The organism is Mesorhizobium sp. M7A.F.Ca.CA.002.04.1.1, from assembly GCF_004022805.1.
GTDB lineage: Bacteria > Pseudomonadota > Alphaproteobacteria > Rhizobiales > Rhizobiaceae > Mesorhizobium > Mesorhizobium ciceri.
Map to the genome: position 1 here is coordinate 1 of NZ_RZPL01001016.1, position 1489 is coordinate 1489.

2 protein-coding genes are annotated in these 1489 nt (G+C 60.6%); both read left to right on the forward strand.

The genetic code is table 11. The features are described 5' to 3' along the window. The first annotated feature begins 23 nt into the window (after nt 1-23). Nucleotides 24-929, forward strand: coding sequence for a sulfate adenylyltransferase subunit CysD (gene cysD / locus ENZ75_RS31620; protein WP_013532711.1), 906 nt, complete (start codon nt 24-26; stop codon nt 927-929). A gap of 2 nt (nt 930-931) precedes the next feature. Then, nucleotides 932-1489: GTP-binding protein (locus tag ENZ75_RS31625; protein ID WP_164888167.1), on the forward strand; the 558-nt coding region annotated here is incomplete at its 3' end.

Below are 1489 nucleotides of genomic sequence, written 5' to 3' on the forward strand. Positions count from 1 at the left end.
ATACGAAAGAACGCCCACGGTCCATGACAACAGCGCTTACGCATCTTCAGCGGCTTGAGGCCGAGTCCATCCATATATTCCGCGAGGTTGCGGCCGCCTTTGCCAAGCCGGTCATGCTCTATTCGGTCGGCAAGGATTCATCCGTGTTGATGCATCTGGCGATGAAGGCGTTTTATCCCGCCAAGCCGCCATTTCCCTTTCTTCACGTCGACACGACGTGGAAGTTCCGCGAGATGATCGCCTTTCGCGATCAGATGGCGCAGAAACTCGGCTTCGATCTCCTGGTTCATGTCAACGAAGACGGCGTGCGCGACAACATCAATCCGTTCGACCATGGTTCGAACACCCACACCCATGTCATGAAGACCGTGGCGCTGCGCCAGGCGCTCGACAAATACGGCTTCGACGCGGCCTTTGGCGGCGCACGTCGCGACGAGGAGAAATCGCGCGCCAAGGAGCGCATCTTTTCCTTCCGCAATGCCCAGCATGTGTGGGATCCGAAGAACCAGCGCCCCGAAATGTGGAAGATATTCAACACCCGCATCGCATCGGGTGAATCGATCCGCGTCTTTCCGCTGTCGAACTGGACCGAGCTGGATATCTGGCAGTACATCCTGCAGGAAAGTATCCCGATCGTGCCGCTCTATTTCGCCAAGGAACGGCCGGTGGTGGAACGCGACGGCATGCTGATCCTGCGGGACGACGAGCGCATGAAACTCCGCCCCGACGAGACAGTGGAGAACCGGCTCGTGCGGTTCCGCACGCTTGGCTGCTATCCGCTGACTGGCGCCATCGAATCGGAGGCCGACACGCTGGAAGCCATCGTCGGCGAAATGCTGACGGCACGGACATCCGAACGGCAGGGGCGCCTGATCGACCGCGATGAAGCCGGCTCGATGGAAAAGAAGAAGCGCGAGGGGTACTTTTGACCATGCGCCACATCATGGCAAAGAGCCTCGCCCCCACCGACGGCGTTCGCGACTATCTGGCGGCGCAGGAGAAGAAGTCGCTGCTGCGCTTCCTGACCTGCGGCTCGGTCGATGACGGCAAGTCGACGCTGATCGGGCGCCTGCTGTCCGACACCAAGCAGATTTTCGAGGACCAGCTCGCCGCGCTCGAACGCGATTCGCGCAAGCATGGCACGACGGGCGACGACATCGATTTCGCACTGCTGGTCGACGGCCTCGAGGCCGAGCGTGAGCAAGGCATCACGATCGACGTCGCCTACCGTTTCTTTGCCACGCCGAAGCGCAAATTCATCGTCGCCGACACACCTGGTCACGAGCAATACACCCGCAACATGGCCACCGGCGCCTCGACCGCCGACCTGGCGATCGTGCTGATCGATGCCCGGCAGGGTGTGCTTCGCCAGACAAGGCGACATTCGATCATCGCCTCGCTGCTCGGCATCCGCCACGTCGTGCTGGCCGTCAACAAGATCGATCTTGTCGATTTCGATCAGACGGTTTTCGACCGGATCGTCGAAGAC